21 protein-coding genes and 1 tRNA gene are annotated in these 19,941 nt (G+C 58.6%); 11 read left to right on the top strand and 11 right to left on the bottom strand.

Annotation, left to right across the window (positions count from 1 at the left end):
• Window positions 1–64: 64 nt before the first annotated feature.
• The 10 genes from AB1462_RS17105 to AB1462_RS17150 all read right to left on the bottom strand — a co-directional run bounded on the left by AB1462_RS17105 (window position 65) and on the right by AB1462_RS17150 (window position 9,183).
• On the bottom strand, window positions 65–922 hold the full coding sequence (locus tag AB1462_RS17105; RefSeq protein WP_367247429.1) for a hypothetical protein: 858 nt from the start codon (window positions 920–922) through the stop codon (window positions 65–67).
• Between the two features lie 89 nt (window positions 923–1,011).
• Window positions 1,012–3,900: a DUF927 domain-containing protein gene (locus AB1462_RS17110; RefSeq protein ID WP_367247431.1), complete on the bottom strand. Its 2,889-nt coding sequence runs from the start codon at window positions 3,898–3,900 to the stop codon at window positions 1,012–1,014.
• Window positions 3,897–4,169, bottom strand: a complete 273-nt coding sequence (locus AB1462_RS17115) for a DUF3077 domain-containing protein (RefSeq protein WP_367247433.1) — start codon at window positions 4,167–4,169, stop codon at window positions 3,897–3,899. The genes AB1462_RS17110 and AB1462_RS17115 overlap by 4 nt, the downstream gene beginning before the upstream one ends.
• Complete coding sequence (locus AB1462_RS17120; protein ID WP_017846196.1) at window positions 4,166–4,450, bottom strand: hypothetical protein; 285 nt, start codon at window positions 4,448–4,450, stop codon at window positions 4,166–4,168. Before AB1462_RS17120 ends, AB1462_RS17115 begins: the two co-directional genes overlap by 4 nt.
• A 529-nt stretch (window positions 4,451–4,979) precedes the next feature.
• Window positions 4,980–5,285: a hypothetical protein gene (locus AB1462_RS17125; RefSeq protein WP_367247435.1), complete on the bottom strand. Its 306-nt coding sequence runs from the start codon at window positions 5,283–5,285 to the stop codon at window positions 4,980–4,982.
• Window positions 5,282–5,602: a helix-turn-helix transcriptional regulator gene (locus AB1462_RS17130; protein ID WP_367247437.1), complete on the bottom strand. Its 321-nt coding sequence runs from the start codon at window positions 5,600–5,602 to the stop codon at window positions 5,282–5,284. Before AB1462_RS17130 ends, AB1462_RS17125 begins: the two co-directional genes overlap by 4 nt.
• A 101-nt stretch (window positions 5,603–5,703) precedes the next feature.
• A complete protein-coding gene (locus tag AB1462_RS17135) occupies window positions 5,704–6,543 on the bottom strand; it encodes a hypothetical protein (RefSeq protein WP_367247438.1) in 840 nt (279 codons plus the stop codon).
• Between the two features lie 282 nt (window positions 6,544–6,825).
• Window positions 6,826–8,067, bottom strand: coding sequence for a tyrosine-type recombinase/integrase (locus AB1462_RS17140; RefSeq protein WP_367247439.1), 1,242 nt, complete (start codon window positions 8,065–8,067; stop codon window positions 6,826–6,828).
• 166 nt (window positions 8,068–8,233) lie between these two features.
• A tRNA-Met gene (locus AB1462_RS17145) sits at window positions 8,234–8,310 on the bottom strand.
• A 321-nt stretch (window positions 8,311–8,631) separates the two neighbouring features.
• Complete coding sequence (locus tag AB1462_RS17150; protein WP_090409687.1) at window positions 8,632–9,183, bottom strand: sigma-70 family RNA polymerase sigma factor; 552 nt, start codon at window positions 9,181–9,183, stop codon at window positions 8,632–8,634.
• Window positions 9,184–9,445: 262 nt separating this feature from the next.
• Here AB1462_RS17150 and sctW point away from each other — a divergent pair, with 262 nt between their 5' ends.
• Genes sctW through sctU form a run of 11 tightly spaced genes read left to right on the top strand, consistent with a single transcriptional unit; the run spans window position 9,446 to window position 19,586 of the window.
• Entirely contained in the window at window positions 9,446–10,510 is a 1,065-nt protein-coding gene (sctW, locus tag AB1462_RS17155; RefSeq protein WP_367247441.1) for a type III secretion system gatekeeper subunit SctW, read from the top strand.
• Window positions 10,507–12,600, top strand: coding sequence for a type III secretion system export apparatus subunit SctV (gene sctV, locus AB1462_RS17160; RefSeq protein WP_259192594.1), 2,094 nt, complete (start codon window positions 10,507–10,509; stop codon window positions 12,598–12,600). Before sctW ends, sctV begins: the two co-directional genes overlap by 4 nt.
• Window positions 12,601–12,634: 34 nt before the next feature.
• Window positions 12,635–13,537 (top strand): FHA domain-containing protein, encoded by a 903-nt coding sequence (locus AB1462_RS17165; RefSeq protein ID WP_259192647.1) that lies wholly within the window; start codon window positions 12,635–12,637, stop codon window positions 13,535–13,537.
• The gene (locus tag AB1462_RS17170) at window positions 13,534–14,892 is read left to right on the top strand and encodes a FliI/YscN family ATPase (RefSeq protein ID WP_259192593.1); all 1,359 of its coding nucleotides are present in this window, start codon (window positions 13,534–13,536) and stop codon (window positions 14,890–14,892) included. Before AB1462_RS17165 ends, AB1462_RS17170 begins: the two co-directional genes overlap by 4 nt.
• Window positions 14,879–15,307: a YscO family type III secretion system apparatus protein gene (locus AB1462_RS17175; RefSeq protein WP_259192591.1), complete on the top strand. Its 429-nt coding sequence runs from the start codon at window positions 14,879–14,881 to the stop codon at window positions 15,305–15,307. The genes AB1462_RS17170 and AB1462_RS17175 overlap by 14 nt, the downstream gene beginning before the upstream one ends.
• On the top strand, window positions 15,304–15,765 hold the full coding sequence (locus tag AB1462_RS17180) for a type III secretion system HrpP C-terminal domain-containing protein (protein ID WP_367247443.1): 462 nt from the start codon (window positions 15,304–15,306) through the stop codon (window positions 15,763–15,765). Before AB1462_RS17175 ends, AB1462_RS17180 begins: the two co-directional genes overlap by 4 nt.
• On the top strand, window positions 15,759–16,772 hold the full coding sequence (locus AB1462_RS17185; protein ID WP_315337431.1) for a FliM/FliN family flagellar motor switch protein: 1,014 nt from the start codon (window positions 15,759–15,761) through the stop codon (window positions 16,770–16,772). The genes AB1462_RS17180 and AB1462_RS17185 overlap by 7 nt, the downstream gene beginning before the upstream one ends.
• Entirely contained in the window at window positions 16,769–17,422 is a 654-nt protein-coding gene (sctR, locus tag AB1462_RS17190; RefSeq protein WP_090409673.1) for a type III secretion system export apparatus subunit SctR, read from the top strand. The genes AB1462_RS17185 and sctR overlap by 4 nt, the downstream gene beginning before the upstream one ends.
• A gap of 7 nt (window positions 17,423–17,429) precedes the next feature.
• The gene (gene sctS / locus AB1462_RS17195) at window positions 17,430–17,693 is read left to right on the top strand and encodes a type III secretion system export apparatus subunit SctS (RefSeq protein WP_090409671.1); all 264 of its coding nucleotides are present in this window, start codon (window positions 17,430–17,432) and stop codon (window positions 17,691–17,693) included.
• Between the two features lie 10 nt (window positions 17,694–17,703).
• Complete coding sequence (gene sctT / locus AB1462_RS17200) at window positions 17,704–18,492, top strand: type III secretion system export apparatus subunit SctT (RefSeq protein WP_090409669.1); 789 nt, start codon at window positions 17,704–17,706, stop codon at window positions 18,490–18,492.
• Complete coding sequence (gene sctU / locus AB1462_RS17205) at window positions 18,489–19,586, top strand: type III secretion system export apparatus subunit SctU (RefSeq protein ID WP_367247444.1); 1,098 nt, start codon at window positions 18,489–18,491, stop codon at window positions 19,584–19,586. Before sctT ends, sctU begins: the two co-directional genes overlap by 4 nt.
• On the opposite strand, the gene AB1462_RS17210 is transcribed toward sctU, so the two are convergent.
• Window positions 19,587–19,937 carry a transcriptional regulator gene (locus AB1462_RS17210; protein WP_090410152.1) on the bottom strand — a complete coding sequence of 117 codons (351 nt, stop codon included), beginning with the start codon at window positions 19,935–19,937 and terminating at the stop codon, window positions 19,587–19,589.
• Between the last annotated feature and the right edge of the window lie 4 nt (window positions 19,938–19,941).

Genomic DNA, 19,941 nt, shown 5'->3' on the forward strand with positions numbered 1-19,941 from the left:
CTGCACCAGGTGATGCACGATATTGGGACGCGTAAACAGCCCGCGAGGGCGGGCTGATTCGGGGTTATGCGGTGAGTAAGTCTTCAAGAGAGATGTTCCGGGCGACCGCGGCCAAATCGGAGCGTTCAAGCCTCGAATGGAAGGGGCCGAATCGAGGCACCTCAAGTCCAGACAAGGCATCGCCCATTCCGCCCTTTAGGTAGCTGATGGCAAGTATCCGAGAGCCTACAGCAAGCAGTTGCTCGGTCGCCGTGTTCCACTCCTCATCCAATGCAAACCCAACCGCGCTCAATGCTGTCGCCTTGGCTTCATCGCAACGTTGGCGAGCATTCGTGATTTGAGCCTCAAGAGTATCAAGCTCGACTTGCAGGGCACCGAGGATCAGGTCTTGCCTCCTGACCTGCTCGTCCGTTGTTGCCAGCTGCTTAGCGGCCTTTTGCATTTCGCCGCTTGCTGATTTTTCCCCTTCGACATCACCGCTTGCGAGGCATTTGGCGTAGGACGTTGCAGCATCGCGCTCGGCTTGTTGTGCCTTTTCCAGGGCTTGATCGGCTTCTGATTGAATTGTCTGAAACCTGCCGTTCAGGTGCGATTTTTTCCGTTCCAGCGCTTCGACTTCAACGGTTGCATCGGTCATCGCTTGAATAGCGTCAGCTTTGACCTGACCAATTTTTTCCAGCCTATCCAGGTGTTGAAGCTTGCTATCAATTGATGCCAGCTCACGGGGAATCAGATCTATGCGGGCTTTGACGCTTGATAATTTTTCCATAGCCTCGCGGCTTTTAGGGCTTCCAATTACGTTGCCATTCGCACTGAATCCGCTGGGTGCATTGCGCCATTCGGCCTCTAGTTGTGGCAGGCTTTCTTCCAATGTTTCCAGTTCTTGAATTAATGCGGCTTGTTGCTGTTTTAGCTGGTTCATGTTGCGTTCCTAAAGGCGAAAGATTGATTGGTTTTTTTCGTTGGCGGGCCAGGCCAAGGTGAGCCTGCACTCCTCATGGTGCAGCCCTGTTAGGCCGCCTTGGCACCGTGATCACCTTGTTCTGGCACTGCGACAACCACATAGCAGCGCTGCAAGCCCAGTCCGGGTAGTCGCACTGCGGTTGAGGCTTTGCCGTCCTTTCCAGGCTCTAGAACACCCCTTCGCAAAAGCTCTTTGTTGACCGCACTGAGGTTCATGCCTCGGAAGATCTCGGAACGCCATGCTTCCGGCAGCACGTAGTAGGTGTTGGTGGTGTGAAGGGCGTCGCCCATGCCGTGTTCCATCGTCTTGCGAAAGCCCAACCGATCAATCGTACGTGGGCCGTGCTCATCGATCTTGGCGGCGGCAGATTCCCAGCGGGTGAAGCGGCTTTCACCAAAGCGCTCGATGACCTGTCTCAGCCGCGCCAAAATCGCATCGCCCTCGAAATTACCGGCGCCGCCACGTTCGGCCAGCCACGCATGCAGACATACTCGTGCGGCGGTTGTGGCCGTGCCATCCGGCCAGCCGGTGACGCCGAAGGCGGTGGCCAACTCTCCGGCCGCTGCTGCTAGGCCAAAGCGAAGGGCTGCGCGTTGCGCCTGACCACTGGCCGACGCGGGCAGGTTTTGGGTGATGAACTGCTCCACCGTGTGGCGAACGATCACCGACCACCTGAGCATTTCTCCAGGCGCACACAGCGCGCGGAGGAAGGCGGTGAGGGGTGTGCCGTAGTATTTCGCTACACGCGCCTTGAGCGCATCGGAGAGGGCGGCTGCATCCTCAAAACCGTTCAGCACGTCGAACATGCCGAGGCCTTTACTGGCGTCCGCAGGCACGGCGAGCATGCGCACCTCCATACCGGCTTTCAGCTCCTTGTTGGCATCCGCCATGTGCTGCGCCAACGTCTTCTCGCCGGTCGAGAGAAACAGCAAGCGCCACTCCTGCACCTGTCGGCCCGCTTGTCCTCGATCATTCGCCCGGGCTTTGCCGGTGCCATTGCCGAGCATGTACACCGTCTCGCCGATAATGCGCGGGTCGCACATGCCGATTTCATCCAGTACCAGGAGGCCGTCTGAGTGCGCAGCGGCGATGGACTCCAAAGCGTTATCTGTCGAGCGCCACGAACGCACCAGACGGGGCCCGCCATAGACCGAGGCAGCGACCTGCAAGTGGGTGGTCTTGCCGCCGGAGCTGTCGCCATACAGGTGGAAGCCGCCCGACTCGTGTCCTAGCAGGTTCAACAGCGGGCCTGCAAAGGCCACAGAGACGACAAACGCCAAACGGTGGTTGCCAACGCACAGCGCGCCAATTTGCTGCTGCCATTGCTCCAGGGAGCCCGCCTCGCTGATTGGTGGCAACTGGGCTCCTGCTTCATAAAAATGCAGGTGTTCGGCGTGAGAGCCGATCTGTTGTTCGGGCAATAGAAACGCATTGTCGTGCCAGCCCAAACGCGTCACCAAACGTGCGCGCTGTGCGCTGTCGAAGCCGCCGAGATAACTCTGCAGGTCATTGCGTGCGTTGCGCCCGGATCGGCTTCCCGCGAGGCGCAGGCCCATGTCTACCAGTGGACCAAGTACGTCCTTGCCGAAGTCGCCGGTCATGGTCCGGGCCGGGATGTTCCAGCGCTTTTTGGCGCCGTCCGGGTCGTCGAATTCGACCAATAAACCCCAGTTGTGGCCCTTGTCGTCACGAGTGCGAGCGATGATTTCGAGAGGCGAACACACAGGACGCGCCTCGCCATCATCGCCGGAATAAAACACCCCTTCAGACGTCAGGCGAAAGCCGCCCGGCAACAGGTCATTTTTCGATTTCGCAGGACGTTTGGTGAGAGCCTTGGCCTGCTGTTCTTGAGGCTCAGTGGGCTCAGCGGCACCGCCGAAAAACTCACCGCTGCGCACCAGCTCGGCTACGTGGCCAGCGGTCCAGCCTTTGGCTAACGCATCCGCTGCATCGTCGCCGTCTGCCCATTTTCCACCCTTGATGAGCGTGGGCTTTCCGCCTTTGCTGCTGGGCTTGAGCTTGAACACGTCGAGCGAGATTCGTTGTACCGAAGCGACGCCCAGCTCAATCAACTTGAGCTCGATGGCGCCCATGCAGGTCTTCCCGCTGGCATCGTTATCCGGCCATAGCACCACCGTGCGCCCTTTGAGTGGCGTCAGGTCGGCCTTGTGCCAAGAGTTGGAGCCGTTCGGCCAGCACGTGGCTACATGGTCGGGCATCAGTTCAGCGGCGGCATCAGCAGCCTTTTCGCCTTCACACAGCACCACAGGCGCATCGGCGCGCTGTGCCAGCTCATCCAGGCGCAGCAGTGGCCGAGGCTCCAGCAATCCTTGCCAGCGCCATTGCGTGGTTTGCCCATCGGAGCGCTTGCACCAGGTCAACGGTGCGAAAACCTTTCGCGGCTTGCCGTCTTCATCGGGACCCAGGTCGAAGCGATACAGCGCCATGACCGGCTGGCCCTGAGCATCGCGATAGATCCACACTTTGGACGGAACACCGTGTTGCCGGTGTTTGGTTGGACACTTATTCATGGCCTCGGCCGGGATCGGTTCAATCGCAATCCACTCCGGCGTTGCGCTTTTGACCGTTGCGCTTTTGGCAGTCGCAGAGCCAGCGGAAACACTGAGCAGATCCGCCAGCTTTTTGCAGGCATCAACGTCCGTGCCGCCGTCGATGTAGCGCACCAGATCGATCAGGTCGCCGCCCTTATCACCGGTGGCGAAATCCGCCCAGGTGCCTTTGCTCAAATTGACCTTGAGTGAGCCTGCACGTTTGTCCGTGCGCGTCGGGTTTGGTGCGGTGTATTCCTTGCCACCATCGACGCGTTTGCCGTTCGGCAGCCAATGCGCAAGCACACGGTCGATGTGCTTCAGGGCAACGCTTTTTACGTCGGCAAAGCTGGGGCGTTTTGAGGTGTTGCCGGTGCGTTGAGTCATAGGGCGGTCCTCGACTCAAGCAACGCCTCGTTCACGTCGTCGATCAGCGCTTTGGCCATCTCGCCGAGGTAGAACGCAGGCCAACTAAAACGCTCGCCCGCATCGCTGATGGCGGCGTCGAGGATCAGTTGATTGGCGTGGTGCAGAATTTGGGAGACGGCTTCAAGTGCGTCTTCCAGCGGGATACCGGCATTCACCCGAAACAGGTTTTGGCCGTTACCGTTGGCAGGGGAGAACTCTGAGCGTCCACGCGTGCTGGAGTGGGTCACAGCGCACCGCCTTTCTGGCCCATCGGCACAGAGGAGGCATCACCGTACATGGTGAGTGTTTTGATCAAGCCCAAGGTGCCGCGCACATCCCAAATAACGGACGACAGCACGCGGTTGGAGAGCAGGGGTTTATCCCCGTCTAAGTGGTCTTCCAGTAGCATGAGAACGGAGTCGGCACGGTCGAGGGCGCAGGTGATGGCGTCGATAGGCAGACCGGCTTCGGCGTCTTGGCTGACGCAGAGGAGATCCTCGGGCAGTGCAAAGCCTGGGAGCATGCTCATTGGGCACCCCCTGCGACTTCCAGGGCGCGAGCTTTGGACATATGGGCGTTGTAACGGGAGAGGCGTGTAGCGAGGCTGGAGTTGGCGTGTAAAGCGGCGAGAGCCATTGCTCGATGAGCGGCGGCGCGAATTTTGGACGGATTGATGGCGTGCATGTGTGGAGCTCCCATATCTTTTTGAGAACTGCCACGATCCTTCCTACGGGATTGGGTGGCAGCTATGTGCGGGGTAGGAATACCGGAGATACAGGAACCCGGCCAGGCCGAAGCCTGCCCGCACACAGCCGCCATGACACTTGATTGCAGGCGGAAAAAAACGCCTGCAATTGTGAATTGGGCGCTGGTGCGCCTGTACCTTTGCGGGTTCCTACACCCGGTCGCTGAATTTGCAGCGACGGTCAGAGAGTAACGTCCGTTTTTTGAAAGTGCAACTGTGCGGATCACTTGCGGATTTTTTCGATGGGGCATAAATTGATCAGGCATGTAGATTTACCTCAACGCCTCCGGTTGCCGCCGGGGGCGTTTTCATTTCAGGCATGGACTTCCCAGCTCAGGGACACAAAGGGCAAGAAGTCGCTATCTAGGCAAGCGCGTGCATCTTCGTAGGCGTCTATTTGTTGGCCTTCGTCGACGATGATTGCTCGGGGTGCTTGGCAGGGAACTGACAGTGCGCACCAGGTGCCATCTGCCCACCTCATTACCATCACGTCCCGGTTAAGGCGTTTTTGCTCTGTGCGGTGGCGCTCAAAGCGCTGCATACCTCGTGATGAGAACCCCACTTTTCTGAGTACAGAAAAGGGCTGCAAAATGGCCTTGTTGGCGACTCGCTTTTTCATGCTTCCACCCGGTCGCGTGCTTCGATGCGGCTTTTAACCCAGCTTTGAACTTCGGAAAGGACCCAGGCAACAGGTGCGCCGCGCGCGGTGCTGTTGCTCAATTTGACCGGCTGCGGGAAACCACTATCAGGGCACTGCATAAGCTTGTAGATCGTCGAGCGTTTGTATCCTGTAACGATTTCAAGACGTGGCATTCTGATGAGGGTGGTAGCGGGGTCAAATGGAGCGGCTAAGCCTGGTACGGCGCTGGTGGAGTCGAAGGGGATGGCAAAACTTGGGAAGATTGGAGCAGACTGGTGGGCGATGTTCTTTGTCATTGGTATTGCTCTCGATTGATTTGGACTGGCGAGAGCAATGGTCTATAAATGTAGCGTCGGTGAGCAGTTCACTTCCAATTGAAAACCAATTGAAATTTTAGCTACAGCACTAAGTTGCGTTTGAGAATGGTCTCAACGCTTTTGCGAGTTAGGTTTTTTTCGGTTTCAAGTGCAATCCAATCAGGCCGTTGTTTTGGAGGTTTGGCGACCTCACGCTGTAGCCAGGCATGTACCTTCGTTGCAACGTTGCGTTTGGACATCCCCGCTGCGCGGTAGTGACGTCCCTGTTTAACAATTGCGGCGTCTCGAACGCTAATCTCCTCGTTACGCGCCATACCGCTGATGATGCCGCCGATTTTGCGGGTGGCATTCTTAATCGCGCGGTGGGCGATAGGTCTCAGTTCATCTGCGGTAAGGCAGGGTAGGGACGTGATCGGTTCCAAGTAGAGAACGTACTGATCAAGCGCCTCAATGCGCGTGTTCGGATCGACCTGCATCTCTACGAATTGGCAGTAGAGATCCTTGGGCCAGTCGGTGGGAGGTTCGGAGACATGAGACCAAGCCTCTTGGTCGGCTGTGTGCATCCAGCTGGCTATCGCCTCCAGCGCTTTTACGGCACAAGCCATGATGTACGCAGAATGAGCATCGCGTTCTGATGCTGAGTAGCAATTGCTGTACATGCGGACCCAATGCGCGAGGCGTGCCTTGGTATCGGTGGAGGCATACTGAAAAATTGTCTCCTCATGGATCGTCGTCTGAATGCACATGCTGGCGAGATCTTTGTTGATACCGTCACCATGAATGCGCAGGCAGCATTGGTCGATCAAGCGGCAGGCGTCATCGACCTGCCCACGGCAGACGTCATAGAGCGGTTGCTCTGAGAGATAACTGAACAGGCCCCGGCTTAACGCCAAATGCAAAATGGGTTGGTGATCAGTCATTGGCAGCTGTCTCAGGCACCGTGTAACGGGGAGTCCCGCGCCCTGCATTCAAAGCGAGTAACCAGCGAAAGCCGTTTTCTAGGCATAGGCTTAGACCGCTTGCCCGCAGCAGGCGTGTACTGACTTTGGCGTTACACGCAGGGGCAGCGTTACATCGGATGTACGTTAAGCTGCTGAACTGTGTAACGGGTGTGAAAGCCAATGAATTCGGGTACTTGGCGAGTGGCGTTACACGAGTAACACGCGTTACACCGGATTTAGAGGGGGGCAGGGTAAGTGCTCTCACACTGCCTTTCCAAATTGGGCCTGCACCACATTGTTTGCCTCTAGTGAATCAAGGTGATCGGCGTACCACTGCATCATCTGTGTGCGTTGCTCAAGGTACTGAGCCTTGTTGTAAATCCCTCGAACACCTTGCGCCTTGTGGCTGAGCTGGGCCTCGATGTGGTCAGCAGGATAGCCGTGCTCGTTGAGGATGGTGCTGGCGATGTGGCGGAAGCCATGGCCGGTCTGGCGCCCTTCGTAACCAAGGCGTCTGAGTGCCATTAGGAATACGGTATCGCTGCGGGGTTTAGTGCGGTCGCTTCTACCGGGAAACAGGAGTGGGTAAGCGCCGGTGAGTTGCCGAAGCGCCAATAGTGCTTCGATTGCTTGAGTGCATAGTGGCACCAGGTGCTCACGACCTTTCTTGCGACCCTTGCGCTCGACTGGAACGGTCCAGAGCTTCTTGTCGAAATCGAACTCTACCCATTGTGCTTCTCGGAGTTCGCTGGGGCGTACAGCCATCAGGGTCAACAGCCTCAGGCCGAGCTGAACATCTTTGGAGTGGGGGTAGGAGCGTATCGCTCGAAGTAACCCCGGAAGCTCATCGGGGGAGACGTGGGCGTAGTTCTCTGCCTTTCCCGAGGAGAGAAATTTATGCACACCCTCCAACGGGTTGTTGACGGCTCTGCCTGTTACGCGAGCCAGGTCATAGATATCTTTGCAGTAGGCCCTCACACGGCTCATCTGTTCCAGAATCCCCTGACGTTCAAGCCCTCTCAATAGCTCCATCCACTCCATCGACATGATTGAGGTGTAGGGACGTTTACCGAGCGAGGGGAATACATGGCGTTCGAGTGCGCCGAGTATTCTTTTGGCCGTACCAGCATCCCAGCCGCTCAGGCGAGACGTGTGCCACTCCCTTGCCAATGCTTCAAAGGTGTCGTTGGCCGCGTCGATCTCGGCAGCTTGGCGAGCTTTCTTGGAGGTGATCGGATTCTTACCTTCCGATGCGTCTGCGCGTAGATCAGCTGCTTTCTGCCGAGCGAAAGCGCCGCCCACTTCCGGGTAGCCGCCAAGACCAAGCCATGACCATTTGCCGTCCGGTTTCTTGTAGCGTAATTCCCAGGACTTTTGGCCGTTTGGCTTTACCCTGAAATACAGCCCTGGGCTGTCTAGTTCGCGGTATGCCCCTGCCTCAGGCTCCAGGCTGGAAAGTGTAGTGTCAGCGAGAGGGCGCCGCTTGATGCCGGTGCGTTTCATCCTTGTATGCCTTCAGTTCAATTATTTATGAAGCATACACGTGGGCATACACGGTGGGGAAGGATAGGGGTAGATAGAGGTGGACAGCCAGAAACAAGAAAGCCCGCACTAGGCGGGCTTCTTGAGGTGATTCATAGACTGCTGTAGACATCTATGGATCGGTACTTGGTGGCTACACAGGGACTTGAACCCCGGACCCCAGCATTATGAATGCTATGCTCTAACCAACTGAGCTATGTAGCCAAGTGGCGCGCATTATTCGCGTAGAACGGGAAAGCGTCAAGCATTTATTTTTAGTTTTTATCTACGCTTTCAATTGTTTAACGGAAACGACCGGGTTTGGCGACGAGTGGTTCCTGATTCACTTCTCCAGTGAAGGGACGCCCGGGTGGTCGTTAACTCCCTGACGGGAGAGTCTTCCTTCTCGAAAAATGATGTTCGGTGCCGGCCGGATCGGTGCAGTGCTGCTGGGGCACTTGGAGTGCTGTTCACGGCTCGCACGCAAAGGTCTGATTCGGTTGGGCAGATATCCCTGCCGCCCAACGCTTGGCCAGCTAGCCGGGTTTACGGTCTAAACGGGTTCTGGGTGGCGCGCTTGAGCTGCTCGCGTGCCCGCGACAGTCGTGAACGAACGGTGCCGATAGGGATGTCCAATACGTCGGCCGTGTCCTGGTAGCTGCCGTCGGTTTCCAGCGAGGCATACATCGTCTTGCGCATTTCCGTCGGCAGGTGATCGATGGCGCTCAGGGTGTTCTCCAGGCGGCGGTTGATCTCAAACTCCCAATCCAGGTTGTTGTTTTCTTCCTGACCATGCCACAACGACTCATCAAACTCGCAATGCACGGGTTTGGCATACATGCGCCTGAAGTGATTGCGAATCAGGTTCTGTGCGATGCCGCACATCCAGGTGCTGAGTGACGCATTACCGCAGAAACGCTCGCGGTTGCGCCAGGCTTCCAGGTACGTGAGTTGCAGAAGATCATCCGCGTCTTCTGGGTTGAGTACGCGTTTGTGAATGAAACGTCGAAGTTTTTTTTGCTGGTCATCTGTCAGGTGAAGCATGAATTGAGGCGAGCTGCCAACGAGGTGAGCTATAGCTTCAATAGGGAGATTCATGTTTTTTTTCCTTAGGGTAGACGCAGTCGAACGGGTGTCGACAGGACCCTTTAGCACTCCCTGTGCCAAGCTTAAAAAACACATAAGTTCATGATTTATATATATAAATATTTTTAGTTGGTGCATTTTTGCGCAGTGACTTGCACGGAGCGCCGAGGGCTTTTGCAAGTTTTTTCAAATTCGTTGTGCGAGCGAATTTTGATGGAACCGTATGGGAGGGCGTTGCCACACAGGTACACACTCTTCCTGTACTGGCGTGTCCATGAAAGTTGAACCCCACAACGATGTGCAAGCAGTCCGCCCTTTGGATCAAGCAGTTGTTAGCCATACCTCAGCGCCTGCGTCCGCGAAGGGCGTTGATGAGCTTGCCGATCTGTTCAGCCAGGAGGTGACGTCAAACAGTCAGGAGTTGAAGAAGCGGAAGGTGGGGGTGCGCGTGCCTCCAACCGAGCAGTTTTTGCAGCTTTATGATCAGTTGGGCTATCCGGCCCAGGCGACCCTGGCTTCCGTTTCACTACGCATCAGAATGCAATTGCTGCGCAGACCTAGTGTCGAAAAATTGCTGGCCCTGGCGGGAGGGGACCCGGCATGTGCGTATGTGGTGCTCAAGCATGTGGAGGCTCAGGCAGACAGCGAGGTACGTCAGTCCGAGGCCGCGTTGGCACGCGATGCCATTGCCAGGCTTGAAGTCCGTTTCAAAGGGCAAATCCAGGCAGGCCTGAACATTGCCGTGGCCTTGCAGGGGGCTGGGGTTGACCCGCAGGAACGCCAGGCGCTGCGTGTGCTGTATTACGCGAGCGTGGCCCCGCGCCAGTCCCTGACGACGATGATGCAGGCGTTGCTGGGTGTGTACGGTAGCGAGCGGCTTCACATTGGGCTCAATGCGATGAGTAAGGCTTTGGCGGATAACCTTGCGGTCCTGGAGACGTCAATGCCCACGCCGTTGTTGCGCACTTTGCTGCTGGGGCTGCAAAGCTGCAAGCAGTTGAGCACAGTGTTAGCGGGTTGCAGTGAGGTGATTAAGCGCTTGGGCATCGAGCATGACGCAGTAGGCCTGTTGCAGCGTGTGCTGGCGTACGCCGGCAGCGGCATCGAGACTACTGAGGCCCTGCGCCTGGGGAATGATCTGGGTGGTGGTCAGTCCCAGAAGCAACGGGGCGCCCTCCAAGTGCTTTACCCGTTGTTCCAGCAGTTGCCCTTGGCCTGGTGGTCTGACAGTCAAGTACGCCGGGAGACCCTGGCTCGGCTGGTGATCGTGGTGGATGAGCTGGACCGGCACTTGCGCGGGGCCACACGGTTTGCCCGCGGGCCGAGGACCATGACGTGACCGCTCTGTCGGCCATCAACCGTGTGCTGCTCAAAGTGGCACAGCGCGCCGAAGTATTGGGTGCCGTGGTGGTCATGGCCATCATCTTTATCTTTATCGTGCCGCTGCCCACCTGGCTGGTGGATATTCTGATCGCCCTCAATATTTGCATTTCGTGTCTGCTGATCGTTCTTGCACTTTACCTGCCGGGTCCCCTGGCGTTTTCGTCGTTCCCGTCGATCCTGTTGTTGACCACCATGTTTCGTCTGGCCCTGTCGATTGCAACCACGCGTCTGATCCTGCTGGAGCAAGACGCCGGTGACATCGTCGAAGCCTTCGGCAATTTTGTGGTCGGAGGCAATCTGGCGGTGGGGATGGTGATTTTCCTGATCCTGACATTGGTCAACTTCCTGGTGATCACCAAAGGCTCGGAACGGGTTGCCGAGGTCGCGGCGCGCTTCAGTCTGGATGCGATGCCAGGCAAGCAGATGTCCATCGACAGCGATTTGCGTGCCGGCCTGATTGACGGCACGCAAGCGCGGGACAAGCGCGAGCAGTTGTCTCGTGAGAGCCAATTGTTCGGCGCCATGGATGGGGCCATGAAGTTCGTCAAGGGAGACGCTATCGCGGGGTTGATCATCGTCGTGGTCAACCTGTTGGGTGGTTTCTCTACAGGCATGTTTCAGCACGGTTTGAGTGCTGCCGATTCGATGGCGTTGTATTCGGTGCTGACCATCGGCGATGGCCTGATTGCGCAGATTCCGGCGCTGCTGATCTCCCTGACTGCCGGCATGATCATCACCCGCGTGGCGCCGGAGGGACGCAAGGGTGTCAGTAACATGGGCGCCGAAATTGCACGGCAAATGACCAGCGAGCCCAAGAGCTGGATGATCGCTTCGGTGGGGATGCTCGCGTTTGCGATAGTGCCCGGTATGCCTACCGGGGTATTTGTCCTTATTTCGCTGATAACCGGCTCCCTCGGGTATTACCTGCTGCGCCAGCGTCAACGAGAAGCGGAGCCCGCGTCCGAAACGGCCGACGTCGTTCGTGCCGAAGATAACGGAAGCGAGGACTTGCGCGGGTTTGATCCGTCGCGCCCCTACCTGTTGCAGTTCTCCCCGGTTATGCGTGGGGCGCCTGAGATGACGGAGCTTATTCATGGGATTCGCCAGGTCCGAAATGCGTTGGTTACCAACATAGGCCTGACCCTGCCGCCATTCGAAGTCGAACTCGATGACGTGCTGGCCGGCGACGAAATGCGTTTCTGTGTGTATGAAGTGCCGATGGTCAAGGCATCGATTGTCAACCATCTGGCCGTTGAGCGTAACGCGTTGATGGTTGAACCTGAGCACGGAATGCCTGGGCTGGCTGAGCGTGATGAACAGCGTTGGGTCTGGCTGGCCCCGGATGATCCACTGCTCGATGACCCGCAATTGGAGCGCTTCACTGCGACAAGTCTGATCATCGAACGCATGAAGCAGGCCATGATGCTCAGCGCGCCGCAGTTCCTGGGGATCCAGGAGAGCAAGTCGATCCTCAGCTGGCTGGAGCACAACCAGCCGGAACTGGTGCAGGAACTGCAGCGAATCATGCCGCTGTCGCGTTTTTCGGCGGTGTTGCAACGCTTGGCCAGCGAAGGGGTGCCGCTGCGGGCCGTGCGGCTGATTGTCGAATCGCTGATCGAATATGGCCAGCATGAGCGTGAACCCGAAGCCCTGGCCGACTACGCGCGTATTGCGCTCAAGGCGCAGATTTTCCACCAGTACAGCGAGGCCGACGGCCTGCATGCCTGGCTGCTGTCACCGCAAACTGAAAACGTCCTGCGCGAGGCACTGCGCCAGACCCAGACCGGGGTGTTTTTCGCGCTTGACGACGACCACAGCGCTGCGTTGATCAACCTGCTCAACCAGGCCTTTCCCTTGCGGGCCAAGACCAAGAGTGTGCTGTTGGTCGCGCAGGACCTGCGTAGCCCCCTGCGTACCTTGCTGCTGGAAGAGTTCAATCATGTCCCGGTGCTGTCGTTTGCCGAGTTGGGAAGCTCCGCGAAGGTCAAAGTGCTGGGGCGCATTGACCTGGGGCAGGACGAACTGATGCGTGGTGCGGCGGCATGAGCATTTGGCCATGGCCAGCGTGGAGGTTTCGATGATGTTTGAGCTGAGGGTGCTTGATGGTCTGCGCCAGGGCGCCGCGTTGCCGTTGTTTGGGGAGCAGTGGAGCATTGGCGCTCACCCGGAAGCAGACCTGGTGTTGAATGACCCGGGAGTCGTCGAGCAGCATGCGCGCCTGCAGTTTATCTGCGCCAACTGGTTAGTGCAGGCCGAAGCCGGGCTGTTGCGAGACGCCGAAGGCCGGGTACTGGCGCAGATCACTAGCCTGGCGCTGAACACAACGTTTTCACTGGGGGGGGTGCGTCTGTGCGTCACCTTGGCGGAGCAGCCTTGGCCCCAGCAGCTGGTCGCCCCTGAGGCGGTATCGCCGCCAACGCCCCATGAATCTGCGCAAACGATGACGTTATCGTCAATCTCGCACTTGCAGCAAAAGCGCCTCATCAGCCTGGTGTTGGTGGTAACGGCAATCCTTGTGGGAGTGGGCATGATCTCCACAGGGGAGCGTGAGGTACAGGCTTCTCTGATACCGCCCGTGGTTCAGAAGCAGGAATTGGCCTCGTCTTTTGAGGTCCGCCAGCAGTTGTTGAAGATGCTCAAGGAGCGTGAGTTGAGTCAGCGGGTGACCTTGCAACTGATTAATGACCAGGTCGCGCTCAGTGGGGATGTCTCCCAGGACGAGGTGGAACTGGTAGCGCGCATGCTCAGCCGTTTTGGTGAGCAATTTCACAGCACGGTGCCGGTGATCAGCCGTGTGCGTGTGCACAATCGCGAACTGCCGTTCAGGATTGTGCAGATCGTCGGTGGACCGAACGGCCATGTGGTGCTGGAAGAGGGCGGCCGACTGTTTTTGGGGGACGAAGTGGAGGGGCTGCGACTGGTGCTGATCGAAAACGGCAAGGTGGTCTTCGAGGGTGAACAGCGTTACGAGGTGCACTGGTGAGTGCAGAGCTGCAAGCCCGTCTCCAGGCCTGGCAGCAGCGCCAGGCCCAGTCACTGGCCAGCTTTGCGCCGGTGACGATGCGCGGCCGAATCCAGCGCGTAAACGGCATGCTGCTGCAGTGCCGGTTGCCCCAGGCGCGTATCGGTGACTTGTGTCAGGTGGAAAAAAAACCGGGCGACTACATGCTCGCCGAGATCATCGGCTTCGATCAGCAGGACGCGGTGCTCAGTGCCCTGGGTAATTTGGAGGGCGTGGGCGTCGGTGCCGGGGTGGAGCGCCTTGGGGTATCGCATCGCGTGCAGGTCAGCGAGGCACTGTTGGGTCAGGTGCTGGATGGTTTCGGACGGTCGATTACGGGGCAGGGCGTGAGTGCGTTTGTCGAGGCTGACCTGCCGGATACCAGCGCGGTGTTGTGTGAAGCACCGTTGCCCACCGATCGGCCGCGGATCAACCGAGCGCTGGCCACAGGCGTGCGTTCGATCGATGGGTTGCTGACACTCGGCGAGGGTCAGCGTGTGGGTCTGTTCGCCGGCGCCGGCTGCGGCAAGACCACCTTGCTGGCCGAGATCGCTCGTAACGTCGAGTGCGATGTCATCGTGTTCGGCCTGATCGGCGAGCGGGGGCGGGAGCTGCGTGAGTTTCTCGACCATGAGCTGGATGAACAGCTGCGCGCCAAAGCAGTGCTGGTGTGTGCCACCTCCGACCGATCCAGCATGGAGCGCGCCCGTGCCGCGTTCACGGCCACCGCCTTGGCGGAAGGGTTTCGGCGCAAGGGGAAACGGGTATTGCTGTTGATTGACTCCCTGACCCGCTTCGCCAGGGCCCAGCGCGAAATCGGCCTGGCCGCCGGCGAACCCTTGGGGCGCGGAGGTTTGCCGCCGTCGGTCTACAGCCTGTTACCACGGCTGGTGGAGCGTGCCGGGTTGACGCGTGACGGCGTGATCACGGCGATCTATACGGTGCTGATTGAGCAGGACTCCATGAACGATCCGGTAGCCGATGAGGTTCGCTCGCTGCTCGATGGGCATATCGTGCTGTCACGCAAATTGGCCGAGCGTGGGCACTACCCGGCGGTGGATGTGTTGGCGAGCCTTTCACGGATCTTGAGCAACGTCGCAGAGCCTGCGGATATCCAGGCGGGTACGGCGTTGCGACGTTTGTTGTCGGCGTATCAGCAGATTGAGCTGATGCTCAAGCTGGGGGAGTACCAACCCGGCAGCGATGCCCTGACCGATTTGGCGGTAGACAGTCGTCAGGCGATCGATGGTTTCCTGCGCCAGGACCTGCGTGAGCCGACGCCGATGTTGACGACGCTGGAGCAGCTTAAGGATCTGACGTCCCATGTCCCATTCTGATGTGCTTCTCGGTGAGGTCGAGACGCTGCGGCGCCTGCGCAGGCATCGAGCAGACCGGGCCGAGCGCGCGCTGCGTGAGGCGAAGCGCGCCCAGCAGAGCCTGCTCGCACACATCCAGCAGGCAAAGGATGCGCTTGAGCAGACTCAGCAGGAGGAGGCCAGACAAAGTGCTCAATTGCTCAGCCAGCACCAAGGCCAGGTTTTGACCCTGAAGGCCTTGAAGTCCTGGGGCGCGCAGGAGCGCTCCCTATGTGCCAGTACCCAGCGGGAGCTGAACCAGCTGGAGGCATTGCGCAGCCAGCAGGGTGAAAGGGACAGCCGTGTTGGCAGCGCCCAGAAACAGGTTACCGAGTGCCTCCGGCAGGTGGAAAAACTTCAGGAGTTATCCCTTTTACTTGCTCAGGAGCCGATATGACCCAGGTTTCAAATAAACCCACTGACGGGCCGCGCCGGCGTGAGCCGCAGGATGAGCGTGAGCGGGGGGCCACGGGAGGAGTGTCCATGGAATTCGGGAGATTATTCGCTCAGCTGTATACAGAAGACGTTGGCGGCGCTGGGGCGGGGGCTTCCTTATCGGGCAAGAAGGCGTCGGCCGGTATAACCCTGATCGAGGCACTTGCCGAACAACTGGCGCCTCGTATACAGGCCGCTTCGCAGTGGCCGTTGCAGGCGGTGTTGTACTTGCCCCGGCTGGGACGGATCAACGCCAGCGTGCGCCGTGAACAAGGCGCCTGGGCGATCGAGCTGGAGGCGGAACAGAACGAGACGGCGCGTTGGCTCAACGGTGTACGCCAACAGTGTGAGGATCGATTCGCAGGAGCGCTGGGGCTGCCAGTGAGCCTGCGTCTGCCCTGCGTCGGTTGCGCATGCTGATGCCGCTGCTGACATTTCCCTTGATTAATGGCGATACAGTTGCCGCACGCCGTCGACTGGGGCGCGGTTTGCGCTTGCCGTTTCAGGTCGCCGGGCAGGACGGCGAGTTGCTGCTTGAGCCCGGGCGTGCCCCTGACGGGGGCCAGGCGGTCTGCTTTGAGACGGAGTGTGGCGTCCTGGCGTTGGCTGAAGCAGGGCCTTTGCTCAGTCTGTTGGGCGAATGCCCGGTGACCCTGGCCCAGTCCGGCAACGATCCTGAATCGTGGTTCTGGGCGTTGTACCAGCACCACATGAGTCCCCAGGTGCGGGCGCTGCTGGGCTACGTGCGCTTGCTGGAAACTGATCGACCCAAGGGGTTTGGCTGCCGGGTCAACGTAACCCTGGGGTCGTCCCAAATCGAAGGTTACATGTGGCTGGCTCCCGAAAGCTTCCTGGCGTTGTGCGAGGCAGGGCCCTGGCGCGCCACCGCTGCTGCGTTGCCGGCGTCGTTTCACCTGGCAATTGCCGTGACACTGGGGCGCGTTCCGTTACAGATTGCGCAGGCGCGCAACCTGCGCACCGGTGATGTGCTGCTACTTGGCCCGAGTTTTTTTTCAGTCCGGGGCAACGGCTACGTGCAGCTTGGCGGGCAGCGGTTGCATGGCTGCATTGACGATGACACCGGACCGTTGTGTCTGACGCTTACTTCTATCGAGGACACGTCCGTGGACGAAGATTTTGCAGTACCCCATCACTCGGGGCCTGAGGATGATAAACCTGTGGAGGATGTATTTGGCCCTGAGCCATTCGATGAGTTGAGCATGGCGCTGAATGTGCGATGTGGAACGCTGAGTCTTACCCTTGGGGAGTTGCGTAACCTCTCGCCCGGCACGGTACTGGGTATTGCCGGTTACGCTCCCGGCATGGCGGGTCTTTTTTACGGCGACCGGCCCATTGGCGAGGGGCAATTGGTAGAAGTTGACGGGCGCCTTGGTTTGCAGTTGTCTCGTGTGATGTTCGGCCGATGATCCTTCAAGGCTTAGACCCGATAGTTCTGGCGGTCATTCTGGCGACGTTGTCTTTGCTGCCCATGCTGTTGATCATCTGCACAGCGTTTTTGAAGATTGTCATTGTGCTGATGATTACGCGCAACGCCATCGGTGTGCAGCAGGTACCGCCAAGCATGGCCATCAACGCCATAGCGCTGGCGGCCACGCTGTTCATCATGGCACCAGTGGGTTACGAGATCGCCGAGAGCGTCAAGGTCTCGCCCCTGGACATGAGTAACGTGCAAATGTTTCTGCAGACGGGCAATGAGGCCATCAAACCGTTGCGTGCATTCATGCTGCGCAATGTGGATCCGGATGTACTGACGCATCTGCTGGATAACACCGCGCGCCTGTGGCCCGAGCAAATGGCGCAGGAGGTGCAACGCGAAGACCTTATCCTGCTGATTCCTGCGTTCGTGTTGTCGCAATTGCAGGCAGGGTTCGAGATCGGCTTCCTGATCTATATCCCCTTTATCGTGATCGACCTGATTGTCTCCAACCTGCTGCTGGCGCTGGGCATGCAAATGGTCTCGCCGATGACCATTTCCCTGCCGCTCAAATTGCTGTTGTTCGTGTTGGTGTCGGGCTGGTCGCGCTTGCTCGACAGCCTGTTCCTTTCCTATCTCTGAGTGGCGTATGGAACCGATCATGCTGTTCAAGCAAGGCATGCTGCTGGTGGTGGTGCTGTCGGCGCCACCGTTGATTGTCGCGGTGTTGGTGGGGGTGCTGACGTCCCTGGTGCAAGCGCTGATGCAGATACAAGACCAGACGCTACCCTTTGGCATCAAGCTGGTGGCGGTCGGGGTCACACTGATCCTGACCGGGCGTTGGATTGGCATGGAGTTGATTCAACTGATCAACATGACCTTCGAAATGATCGGCCGATCGGCCCTGAACTGAGGTCTCGCCTGTGCTGCTTTATCTCGACTACCTGCCAAGCCTGGTTATCGGCATGGCGCGTATCTACCCCTGTGGGATCCTGGTGGCGGCGTTCTGTTTCCAGCATATACGTGGCATGCCCAGGCACGTCCTTGTGATGGTCATGGCACTGATGCCCGCGCCGGGCATTCATGCGGCGTTGGAGGGCCAGGACTACTCCGCGCTGATACTCGGTGCGCTGATACTCAAGGAGGTGGCATTGGGGTTGCTGCTGGGCGTGTTGTTGGCGATGCCGTTCTGGCTGTTCGAATCGGTGGGCGCGCTGCTGGATAACCAGCGTGGAGCCTTGGCCGGAGGTCAGCTCAACCCTTCGCTGGGGCCGGATGCGACGCCGATTGGGCATATGTTCAAGCAACTGGCGATTTTTCTGTTGATGGCCACTCTGGGGTTAGGCGCGTTGACCCAGGTGATCTGGGACAGTTACCTGATCTGGCCGCCCACCGTGTGGTTTCCACTCCCGGCGCCTAATGGCATGAGCGTATTTCTCGGCCTGCTTGGCGACACCTTCACGCATATGATGCTCTACGCTGCGCCCTTTATCGCGGTGCTGCTGTTGCTGGAGTTCGGCATCGCTCTGTTGGGGGTCTACAGTCAGCAGCTGCAGGTGAGTACGTTGGCGCCACCGGTCAAGTGCCTGGCAGGGATCGGTATTCTGCTGTTGTACTTTGCGCTGCTGCAGGACCTGATCGTTGGTCGTATGGGTCAGTTGAGTGACCTGAAGCATTCGCTGGGTCTTTTATTCAAGGCCCCGATGCCATGAGTGACTCGGGGGAAAAAAAGCACCCGGCGTCAGCCAAGAAGCTGCGTGACCAGCGCAAGAAAGGCCAGGTCGCTCAAAGTCAGGATGTGGCCAAGTTACTGGTGCTGACAGCCATCAGTGAGATCGCCTTGTTCACCGCCGATACCAGCTTGCAACGCTTCCAGCAATTGATGGTGCTGCCGATCTCACGCCTGAACCAGCCCTTTGTGCGGGCTCTGGAAGAAGTACTGTTTGAAGGGTTAGTGGTGTTTTTCTCATTCGGCCTGCTGATGGCCGGTGTGACGATTGCCACGAAACTGATCGCCAGTTGGATGCAGTTCGGATTGCTGTTTGCCCCCGAGACACTGAAACTCGATTTCAATCGCCTCAACCCGGTCAGCCAACTTAAGCAATTTTTTTCTGCCCAGTCGCTGATGAACCTGTTGATGAGCATCGCCAAAGCGTTTCTCTTGGGGCTGATTGTGTACGTAGTGGTCTGGCCCTTTCTTGAGACGTTGATCAACCTGGCAAACAGCGATCTGCAAAGTTACCTCCAGGCGTTGATTGCGCTGTTCCGCTACCTGCTGCATGCCTGTCTTGGGTTATTACTGGTACTGGCCCTCATCGACTTTACGTTGCAGAAGCACTTCTTCGCCAAGCGCATGCGCATGACCCAGGTTGAACTCGTCAAAGAGTACAAGGACATGGAGGGCGACCCGCATGTGAAGGGCCAGCGCCGCGCGTTGGCGCATCAGTTGGCCCAGGAAGAACCGAAGGTCAAACTGCGCAAGCTGGAGGAGGCCGATATGCTGGTGGTCAACCCGACCCACTTTGCTGTCGCCCTGTATTACCGCCCCGGCGAGACGCCGCTTCCGCTGCTGGTCAGCAAAGGCACGGACGACGACGCCCGCCAGTTGATTGCGCAGGCGAAGGCCGCCGAGGTGCCGGTCATCCAATGCGTGTGGCTGGCCCGCTTGCTCTATACCAAAGCGTTGGGCACAAGCATTCCTCGCGAAACCCTGCAGGCTGTGGCGCTGATCTACCGCACCTTGCGTGAGCTCGATGATGAGGCCAAGCGCGAGACTCTGGAGTTGCCGGAGTTGGAGCGGCGCTGATCAACAGCTGGCGCGTGCGTCCAGGGCTTCGAGATTGGCCAGCGACAGCATCCGGCTGAGGGTTCTGTCGAGCGCTTCGTGCGATGCCGACAGCGCGTGCCAGATCACCAGGGCATTCTGAGCGTCGAGGTAGATAAAACAGCCGTCGAATAGCACGGCCAGCTCAAAGCGTCGTTCCAACACCCGCCGCAATTGCCCGGCTTGCAACGCTTCACGCGCGATGTGCAAGGCCAGGCCCGGACGCTTGCCGGCGTGCAGTGCACAGGCCTTGATACCAGGGGCGAGTGTCAGGTGAGCGGCAGCGCCACTCACCAGATTGTCCAGAAATACCTGGCGTTGATTGTCGGGCATTTCC

The sequence above is a fragment of the Pseudomonas sp. SB113 genome, from assembly GCF_040754745.1.
In the GTDB taxonomy this organism is placed as follows: domain Bacteria; phylum Pseudomonadota; class Gammaproteobacteria; order Pseudomonadales; family Pseudomonadaceae; genus Aquipseudomonas; species Aquipseudomonas grimontii.

Coding starts and splice junctions, on each gene's coding strand:
- AB1462_RS17105 (WP_367247429.1), bottom strand. CDS start 922: ATGAACCAGCTAAAACAGCAACAAGCCGCATTAATTCAAGAACTGGAA.
- AB1462_RS17110 (WP_367247431.1), bottom strand. CDS start 3,900: ATGACTCAACGCACCGGCAACACCTCAAAACGCCCCAGCTTTGCCGAC.
- AB1462_RS17120 (WP_017846196.1), bottom strand. CDS start 4,450: ATGAGCATGCTCCCAGGCTTTGCACTGCCCGAGGATCTCCTCTGCGTC.
- AB1462_RS17125 (WP_367247435.1), bottom strand. CDS start 5,285: ATGAAAAAGCGAGTCGCCAACAAGGCCATTTTGCAGCCCTTTTCTGTA.
- AB1462_RS17130 (WP_367247437.1), bottom strand. CDS start 5,602: ATGACAAAGAACATCGCCCACCAGTCTGCTCCAATCTTCCCAAGTTTT.
- AB1462_RS17135 (WP_367247438.1), bottom strand. CDS start 6,543: ATGACTGATCACCAACCCATTTTGCATTTGGCGTTAAGCCGGGGCCTG.
- AB1462_RS17140 (WP_367247439.1), bottom strand. CDS start 8,067: ATGAAACGCACCGGCATCAAGCGGCGCCCTCTCGCTGACACTACACTT.
- AB1462_RS17150 (WP_090409687.1), bottom strand. CDS start 9,183: ATGAATCTCCCTATTGAAGCTATAGCTCACCTCGTTGGCAGCTCGCCT.
- sctW (WP_367247441.1), top strand. CDS start 9,446: ATGAAAGTTGAACCCCACAACGATGTGCAAGCAGTCCGCCCTTTGGAT.
- AB1462_RS17165 (WP_259192647.1), top strand. CDS start 12,635: ATGTTTGAGCTGAGGGTGCTTGATGGTCTGCGCCAGGGCGCCGCGTTG.
- AB1462_RS17175 (WP_259192591.1), top strand. CDS start 14,879: ATGTCCCATTCTGATGTGCTTCTCGGTGAGGTCGAGACGCTGCGGCGC.
- AB1462_RS17180 (WP_367247443.1), top strand. CDS start 15,304: ATGACCCAGGTTTCAAATAAACCCACTGACGGGCCGCGCCGGCGTGAG.
- AB1462_RS17185 (WP_315337431.1), top strand. CDS start 15,759: ATGCTGATGCCGCTGCTGACATTTCCCTTGATTAATGGCGATACAGTT.
- sctR (WP_090409673.1), top strand. CDS start 16,769: ATGATCCTTCAAGGCTTAGACCCGATAGTTCTGGCGGTCATTCTGGCG.
- sctS (WP_090409671.1), top strand. CDS start 17,430: ATGGAACCGATCATGCTGTTCAAGCAAGGCATGCTGCTGGTGGTGGTG.
- sctU (WP_367247444.1), top strand. CDS start 18,489: ATGAGTGACTCGGGGGAAAAAAAGCACCCGGCGTCAGCCAAGAAGCTG.
- AB1462_RS17210 (WP_090410152.1), bottom strand. CDS start 19,937: ATGCCCGACAATCAACGCCAGGTATTTCTGGACAATCTGGTGAGTGGC.